At 72.6% G+C, this 7,665-nt stretch carries 6 protein-coding genes; 4 read left to right on the top strand and 2 right to left on the bottom strand.

Going from position 1 to position 7,665, the window contains the following annotated elements:
• Positions 1 to 1,470: MFS transporter (locus AB0B48_RS30705; protein WP_357207646.1), on the bottom strand; the 1,470-nt coding region annotated here is incomplete at its 3' end.
• 222 nt (positions 1,471 to 1,692) lie between these two features.
• Between AB0B48_RS30705 and AB0B48_RS30710 the strand changes: the two genes are divergently transcribed.
• A complete protein-coding gene (locus tag AB0B48_RS30710) occupies positions 1,693 to 2,274 on the top strand; it encodes a helix-turn-helix domain-containing protein (RefSeq protein WP_357207659.1) in 582 nt (193 codons plus the stop codon).
• Positions 2,275 to 2,365: 91 nt separating this feature from the next.
• Here AB0B48_RS30710 and AB0B48_RS30715 read toward each other — a convergent pair whose 3' ends face one another.
• Entirely contained in the window at positions 2,366 to 3,724 is a 1,359-nt protein-coding gene (locus AB0B48_RS30715) for a pentapeptide repeat-containing protein (protein ID WP_357207649.1), read from the bottom strand.
• A 204-nt stretch (positions 3,725 to 3,928) separates the two neighbouring features.
• On the opposite strand from AB0B48_RS30715, the gene AB0B48_RS30720 reads away from it, so the two are divergent.
• The 3 genes from AB0B48_RS30720 to AB0B48_RS30730 all read left to right on the top strand — a co-directional run bounded on the left by AB0B48_RS30720 (position 3,929) and on the right by AB0B48_RS30730 (position 7,512).
• Positions 3,929 to 4,714, top strand: a complete 786-nt coding sequence (locus AB0B48_RS30720) for an alpha/beta fold hydrolase (protein WP_357207652.1) — start codon at positions 3,929 to 3,931, stop codon at positions 4,712 to 4,714.
• Between the two features lie 174 nt (positions 4,715 to 4,888).
• A complete protein-coding gene (locus AB0B48_RS30725; RefSeq protein ID WP_357207654.1) occupies positions 4,889 to 7,093 on the top strand; it encodes a M48 family metalloprotease in 2,205 nt (734 codons plus the stop codon).
• Positions 7,094 to 7,107: 14 nt separating this feature from the next.
• Positions 7,108 to 7,512 (top strand): hypothetical protein, encoded by a 405-nt coding sequence (locus tag AB0B48_RS30730; RefSeq protein WP_357207656.1) that lies wholly within the window; start codon positions 7,108 to 7,110, stop codon positions 7,510 to 7,512.
• Positions 7,513 to 7,665 lie beyond the last annotated feature (153 nt).

Here is a 7,665-nt window from a genome sequence, read left to right on the forward strand (position 1 = left end):
GCCGCAGGAGGACTGGTCGCTGCTCGGCGAGATGGCCGTTCCCGAGGGCCGCTGACCGCCACCGGTCCGCGACCGTCGGCGGGCCGACGCCCGCCGGGCGGACGGGACGGCGAGGGCCGCGAGCGCGGCGGCCAGGGCGATCGCCGTGAGGACGAGAAACCCCGTCGTGAAGCCGGCCTCCCGGGGCAGACCGTTGGCCTGCGGGTGGGCGGTGATCACGCCGCTGACCACTGCCGCGCCGATCGCGCCGCCGATGGTGCGGATGTTGGCGTTCATGCCGGTCGCCACGCCGGTCTGGCTGGCGGGCACGCTGGCGACGATCAGGTTGGCCATCGAGGCGAAGGCCAGGCCGATGCCGAGGCCGACCAGGCCACCGGCGATGGCGACCTCCCAGCGGGTGGCGTGCGCGGTGGCGAGCATCGCGGAGGCGGCCACGTTGAAGGTGGCACCGGTGGCGAGTTGCGCCTTGGCGCTGAAGACGGCTTGGAGTCGCCCGGCGATGACGCCGGCGACGAACATCGCGCTGACCATCGGGAGCATGAGCAGACCGGCCTGGCTGATGCTCGCCCCGAAGCCGTAACCGGCGGCGGTCGGGGTCTGCAGGAACTGCGGGAGGAACGCGTACATGGAGAACATCGACGCGCCGTAGAGCAGGGCGACCAGGTTGGTGGTCCAGACACCCGGAAGGCGCATCATCCGCATGTCGATCAGCGGATTCTTCGACCGCAGCTCGGTGACCAGCCAGCCGACCAGCAGCACCACGGCGAGGGCGAGCAGGCCGAGCACCCGGGTGGAGGTCCAGCCCCAGGCGGCGCCCTGGCTGATCGGCAGCAGCAATGCGACAAGCCAGCCGGAGAGCAGCAGTGTGGCGCGCCAGTCGATGCGACCGGGGGTGCGGACCGGCGACTCGGGCACGAACAGGTGCGCGGCCACGGCGGTCAGTCCGACCACGATCATCGGGATCCAGAACAGCCAGCGGTAGTCCAGGGTGCTGACGATCGGGCCGGCCAGCACGATGCCCAGGCCACCGCCGACGGCGACGATGGCCGAGATGGCGGCCACCGCTGTGGAGACCCGGGCAGCCGGGAACTCGTCGCGGATGATGCCGAACGACAGCGGGAAGACCGCCCCGCCGATGCCCTGCACGACCCGGGCGAGGATGAGGATGCCGATGTTCGGCGCGATGGCGGCCAGCAGGCAGCCGAGGGCGAGGGCGGCGAGCGAGACGACAAGCATCCGCTCCTTGCCGACCATGTCGCCGACGCGTCCGAGGATCGGCGTGAAGATCGACGCGCTGAGCAGGTAGGCGGTCAGGACCCAGGTCACTGTGTTCTGGGTGGTGTGCAGGTCCTGCTGGATGGTCGGCAGCACCGGGGTGATCAGCGACTGGAGCATCGCGAAGAACCCGGCGCCGGCCGCGAGCACGGTGAAGGTGAGCCGACGCGAGCTGCGCCGGGAGGTCACTGCCACGAGAGAAAACTCCCTGATTACGTACGGGAATGAAGGCTTGTCGCCCGTCGTCCGTGACGGGGTGGTCTGTCGGGGTCCGGGCGATCGGGGTGGCCAGGCGGCGATCGGGCGGGTCCCGAGGTAGAGTAACCGGAGGCAGGCCTCCGGGATTCCGGAGGGGTGCCTCCGCTAAGCTAGCGGAGGGCGTCCTCCGGATGCAAGCAGAGTGAGGTGACGCACGTCATGACCAGCCCGGGGCAGGCGCCCGAGGTCTTCGCCCAGCGGCCCAAGCGGGCCGACGCGCGGCGTAACTACGACGCCCTGATCGCGGCTGCGCGCGAGGCGTTCGCCGAGAACGGCGCCGCCGCCTCCCTGGAGGACGTGGCCCGCCGGGCCGGCGTGGGCATCGGCACGCTCTACCGCAACTTCCCGACCCGCCGGCACCTGTTCGAGGCCGTCTACGTCGAGGAGGTCCGGGCGCTGTGTCACTCCGCCGAGGGTCTGGCCGAGCTGCCACCCTGGGACGCGCTCGTCGCCTGGCTGCACCGCTTCGTCGCGTACGTCGCCACCAAGCGGGCGCTCGCCGAGCAACTGCTGCACGACTCCGAGATCTTCACCAGCTGCCGGGCGGAGATCTTCTCCGCCGGTGAGCCGCTGATGCGTCGGGCGCAGGTCGCCGGTGTGGTCCGTGACGACATCGGCTTCGACGACGTGGTGCGGCTGATCAGTGGCCTGACCATGGCCCAGTTCCCGTCACCCGAGCAGCGTGACCGGGTCCTCGGCGTGGCCCTGGACGGCCTGCGCCCGCCCGCCGCCCCGCGCTGACGCTCTGTCCGACCGCGCGGCGCTGAACGCCTCACCCGGTCGCGCGGCGCTGAACGCCGCGTCCGCCCGGCGCTGAACGCCCGCCCGCCGATCAGCGGTCGACCAGCAGCAGCCACTCGTCGTCGAGGCGCTCCACTGTCGTGCCCGCCGGCCAGCGGTGGCCGCTGTCGGCCACCGCCCGGGCCTGCTCGACCTGCGGTGGCCGGCTGAATTCGGTGTCGCGGAAGCTGACCATGCTGTGGAACCGGGCCCGGCCGAAGTTCGCGGCGTCGACGAAGCGGGCCCTGTCGAACAGCGCCTCCGCGCCGAACACCGTCCAGCGGAACAGCGCCATGTTCGTGAAGCGGACGGCGTGGAAGCTTGCCGACCGGCCGAACTCGGTGTGCTCCATCGACAGGGCGCCCTCGAAGACGGCCTCCCGGAACGAGGTGACGTCCTCGAAGCGGGTCGCGTCGAAGCTGGTCGGCTGGCCGAAGGTCACCCGGCGGAACGAGGTCGGGCCGGTGAAGCCGGCTCGCCGGCAGGACAGACCGCCGGGAAAGGCGGCACCGTCGAAGCTGGCCTCGCCGCCGACGCGAATGCCGTCGAGGACGACCTCGCCGCCGGCCACGAGCCCGTCGAAGACCACCTCGTCGAAGGTCGCCGCACCGAACAGCAGCCGCCCCCGCGACGTCGCGCCCGCGAAGGTGGTCGTACCGGTGAACACCGCATCGCTGAAGGTCGCGTCGACGAGCGTGCAGCCGCCGGCGTCGAAGTCGACGAGCGTGGCGCCGGCCAGGTCGAGCGTCAGCTCCGGCCAGTGGGCCGCGTCGTCCGCGCGCAGGTGCCGGGTCAGCACGCGCTGCGCGCTGCGCCGGACCTCCGTCTCGCGCGGCTCGCCGTCAGGCGCCGGCATCCGCAGGTACGCGCACAGCACCGCCGCGATGGTCGGGCGCTGCCCCGGGTTGTCCTGGCCGAGGCGTTCCAGCGCGTGCAGGCCGCCGAGGCGTACCGCCGCGCTGTCGTTGCCGAGCAGCTCGACCGCCCGGGTGTAGAGCTCGGTCAGTCGACGCTCCGCCGCGTCGTGCTCGGCGGCCCCGGACTGCCGGTCCTGGTGGCGCTGCGCGGCCTCGGCCACCGCTTCAGCGTGTGCCTGCACCCGGTCCCGGTGCACCTGGTCGCGTGCGGCGACGCTCTCCTCGTGCCGTTGCGCGCGTTCGGCGATCCACTGGCGGCGGGCGGCGAGCAGCAGTGCGAGCCCTCCGCCAGTGCCGGCGACGACGGTCAGGCCGGTGCGGATCGCGTCGATGCGCAGCGTGGCGCGGGTGTCCGGTTGGCTGGCCCGGTCGGCCTCGCTGAGCAGCAGGTCCAGCACCAGCCAGCCCAGGGCGATGGCGACCAGCAGGCCAACCAGGACCAGCCACCACGGCATTACCCGCAGCTCGCGCTCGGTGGGTTCATCGACAGCCACGGCGACAGCATGCCAGCGACCGGCAGCGTCCGATATGGAGCGGAGCGGTATGACCGTTTACGCCCCCGCCGGAACAACGGGTTACCGGCGCGTAACAAGTCATTGACGTTTCTAAATTGTTGCGGGCATGATCGTCGCACGGTCGACCGGACACCCCCACCCACCTGCCCGGTTCGCCGGGTGCCTCCCCCCGGAGGTGCAGCCATGCTGCTCCGAAAGACCGCCCTCGTCCTGGCCCTCGCCACCGCCGCGCTTCTCGCGTCCACCGCCACGGCGACCGCCGCCCCCGCTTCCACCACCGCCACCAGCACGACGCCCTTCGCCGCCGCGGCGGCCAACCCTGTGATCGTGGTCGGCGGGCTCAGCGGCGTCGCCGTCGCGTACGAGCCGATCGCCGCCCGGCTGCGCGCCGACGGCTACCGCGCCTTCATCTACCAACTACCCGGCCTGGGTCTCGGTGACATCCCCACCTCGGCGCGCGCGTTCGCCAACTACGTCGACCAGGTACGCGCCACCACCGGCGCGGCGAGCGTGGACGTCGTCGCCCACTCCGAAGGGGGCCTGGTCAGCAGGTACTACCTCAAGCGGCTCGGCGGCACCGCCACCGTCGGTCGCTACGTCAGCCTGGGCACACCCCAGTACGGCACGTACGTCGCCAACATCGTGGCGTTCCTCGGCCTGGGCAGCTGCGCCGGCGTCGTGGCCTGCCAACAGATGACAATCGGCTCGGCGTTCCTCGCCGACCTCAACGCCGGCGACGACACCCCGGGCGCGGTGCGCTACACCACCATCCGCACCCTCCAGGACGAGTTGGTCCGTCCGACCGGAAACGCCGCCGTCAACGACGGTGCGACGAACGTGCTGATCCAGTCGTACTGCCCGCTGCGGGTGGTGGGGCACCTCGGCCTGGTGCTCGACGGCACCGCGTACACCATCGTGCGCGGCGCCCTGGTCGATGGCTCGGTGCGACCCAACTGCCTCGCGCTCTGACCCGCTCCGGTGCGGCGGTCCCGAAGGGGACCGCCGCACCGCACCCGCGACACGGAGTGTCGGGTGCGCGACGATCCCCGGAAACGGTGTGGCAGACATCAGATGCCCTCGATAGCCTGCTCCGGCTGTCCATTCCCGACAGTGGACGACGCCCGCCGAGAAGGAGCAGCGCTCATGACCGAGCCGCCCACCGTGCCGCCGGAGAACACCCCGCCGACCGTGCCGCAGCTCGACGTCCGGGCCGCCCAACCGCCGTCGGCCGACACCCCGCCACCCACCGGTGGGTTCGCCGACCGCCCACCGGGCTACCCGAGCGCGCTGGTCTGGCTGCGTGCCGGGATCCTGCGGGACTGGCGCGGCGTGCTCGGCGCGTTCCTCGCCACCTGGTTCTACCTGCCGGTCGCGCTGCTCCTGGCGTTCTGGGGCGGTCTCACGTTCGGCGTCGTCGGGCTCTTCGCCGTCGGGACCGGCGCCGACGACCAGGTGCCCCAGGTGCTGCGCGACGTCCCGCTCATCGGCCCCCTGGTCGAGGCGTTCCTGACCCGCTCCGGCGGGATGCTCGGCGGCGTCGCCGGCTTCGCCATCGGCTTCCTGGTCGGCTTCCTCGCCGTGCTGGCCCTGCCCTGGATGGGCGTTGCCGACGAGCCCTTCGCGCTGCTCACCGGCCTGATCGGCACTGTCGTCGCGGCGGCGCTGATCGGGGTCCTCTACACGCTCTACCGGGTGCTGCTCGAACCCCGCCTGCTGGTCGTCTCGGGTGCGCGCCAGCCCAGCCGCCGCGAGTACGCGCGGCTTCGCCCCGTGCTCGACGACTGCGCCCGACGGCTCGGCCTGCCCAGCGTGCCCCGGCTGCTCATGGAGGACGACCCGGTCCTGAGCAACGCCCGCACGTACGCCCGGCACGTGGTGGTCACCACCGCCGTGCTGGCCGAACCGGACGACGAGGTGGCCGCGCTGCTCAGCCACGAGCTGGTGCACTGGCGCACCGGGGACGAGATCACCAGCGCCTTCGTCCGCGGTGTCGGCCTGCCACTGACCCTCGCGCACGCCCTGCCGACCTGGCTGATGCGGACGTTCCCCCATCCGGGCACCAACTTCGTGGTCTTCGTGCTCTTCTGGCCGGTGCTGCTCACCATGCGGTACGTGGTGCTGCCGCTGCACGCCCGCGACGTGCGCGCGGCCGAGTACCGGGCCGACCTCGGCGCCGTGCTCACCGGGCACGCCGACGGGCTGCGGCGCATTCTGGAACGGCGGCGGTCCTTCGAGACCGGCCGCAGCGGCTGGGACGAGGCGGTCTGCGCCACCCACCCGCCGCACGAGCTGCGGCTCGACGCGTTGGAGCGGGCCTCGGTAGCCGGTACGCCCTCCGGCGCGACCGAGCCCGTCACCGTCGACCGGCTGTTCAACGACTCCGGCCCGGTCGGCACCCGCCGCACGTTGCTGCTGGTCGGCGCCGTCACCCTGGTCGCCTGCCTCGGCACCAGCGGCCTCGGCGTGGTGCAGTGGGCGTTCTTCCGCCCCCAGGCGGCGATCGACGGCTACTTCTCCGCGCTCGCCGACCGGGACAGCGAGGCTGCCCTCGGTTACCTGACCGACCAGGGCAACGGCACCGACCGCGACCTTCTCGCCAAACTGCTGCGCGGCAAGGGCTACCAACCACCGACCGACGTCGAGATCAGCTCGTTGGAGCGCGACGGCGACACCGCCACCGCCACCGTGGCGTACCGGCTGGGTGACGCGCGCCAGAGCAGCACCCTTACCCTGCGCCGCGAGGACGAGACCACCGCTGGCCTCTTCCACGGCTGGCGGTTGAGCGGTGGGCCCACCCCGCTCAACGCCGCGATCGCCGACCCCGGGGTGCGGCTCAACGGGGTGGAGCTGCCGGTCGCCACCGAGGGCGCTCCGCTGGTGCTGCTGCCCGGCGGCTACACCGCGACCGGCCCGTCCAGCGCGCTCAGTGAGACGCCGGGCGAGACAGTGCTGGTGGGCCCGGGGGAGACCGCCGCCACCCTGCAACTGGCGCCGGTGCTCAAGCCGGCGGCGATCGAAGCGGTCGAGGCCCGGGTACGCGCCTGGTTGGACGAGTGCGCGAAGCAGACCGTGGCCGCCCCACCCGGCTGCCCGTTCCGCTACTACGGCGGCACCACGCAGAAGATCACCTGGAAGATCCTGGAGTACCCGAAAATCGCCGTCGAGTTGACCGGCCCGAGCACCGCCCGGGTGTCCACCCCGGTGGAGACCCAGGGCAGGGTGCAGGTCAGCGGCACCACCACGTACTTCGGCAGCAGCTCACCGTTCACCGACGACGACGCGCTGACCGTCACGGGCGTCGCCACCGCCGACGGGGACGACGTCACCTTCCGACCCTCCGACAACTGACCGGGAGACAGACCGTGACCGACAGCGACGCCGCAGCCCGGCTGCCCGTCCGGCTGACCATCAACCCCCGGCAGCGGCAGTCTCCCTCGGTCGATCTGCTGACCTGGATCCACCGCCGCCCCGAATACCGGCCGGTGGTGCGCACGGCCGGCGGCGGCGGGGGCCGGCCGGGCTTCAGCGACGCGGTGATCATCGCGGTGCTGGCCCAGGGGCTGCTTCCGGGGCTGTTCAACCTGTTGCAGTCCTGGGTCGACCAGCAGCGCACCGAGGCCAGCATCCGGATCCAGGCCGGGGACACCGAAGTGGAATTGCAGGTGAGCGGGCGCACCGACTCGGCGCGGCTGCTGGCCCAGGCGACGGAGGCACTTCGCGCCGCCCGGGAGCCAGGCTCGGAGCCCGGCTCGGATGCCGCCGGCTGAACTGACGGCGTCCCGCTGCCCGGACGCCCCGGGCTGCCCCGGCACCGTCCCTCGGTCCGGACGCCGGCGGGGGTCCCGGCGGGGTGCGTATCGGGTGGGTCGGTGGGCTTGGGGTGCGCCGGGAACTCGTCGGCGGTGTGGCGCACGTCGGCC

The organism is Micromonospora sp. NPDC049089 (assembly GCF_040648775.1).
In the GTDB taxonomy this organism is placed as follows: Bacteria; Actinomycetota; Actinomycetes; order Mycobacteriales; family Micromonosporaceae; genus Micromonospora.

What these genes read in the sequence shown, in the direction of transcription:
- AB0B48_RS30710 (WP_357207659.1), top strand. Translation starts at nt 1,693, where the DNA reads ATGACCAGCCCGGGGCAGGCGCCCGAGGTCTTCGCCCAGCGGCCCAAG.
- AB0B48_RS30720 (WP_357207652.1), top strand. Translation starts at nt 3,929, where the DNA reads ATGCTGCTCCGAAAGACCGCCCTCGTCCTGGCCCTCGCCACCGCCGCG.
- AB0B48_RS30725 (WP_357207654.1), top strand. Translation starts at nt 4,889, where the DNA reads ATGACCGAGCCGCCCACCGTGCCGCCGGAGAACACCCCGCCGACCGTG.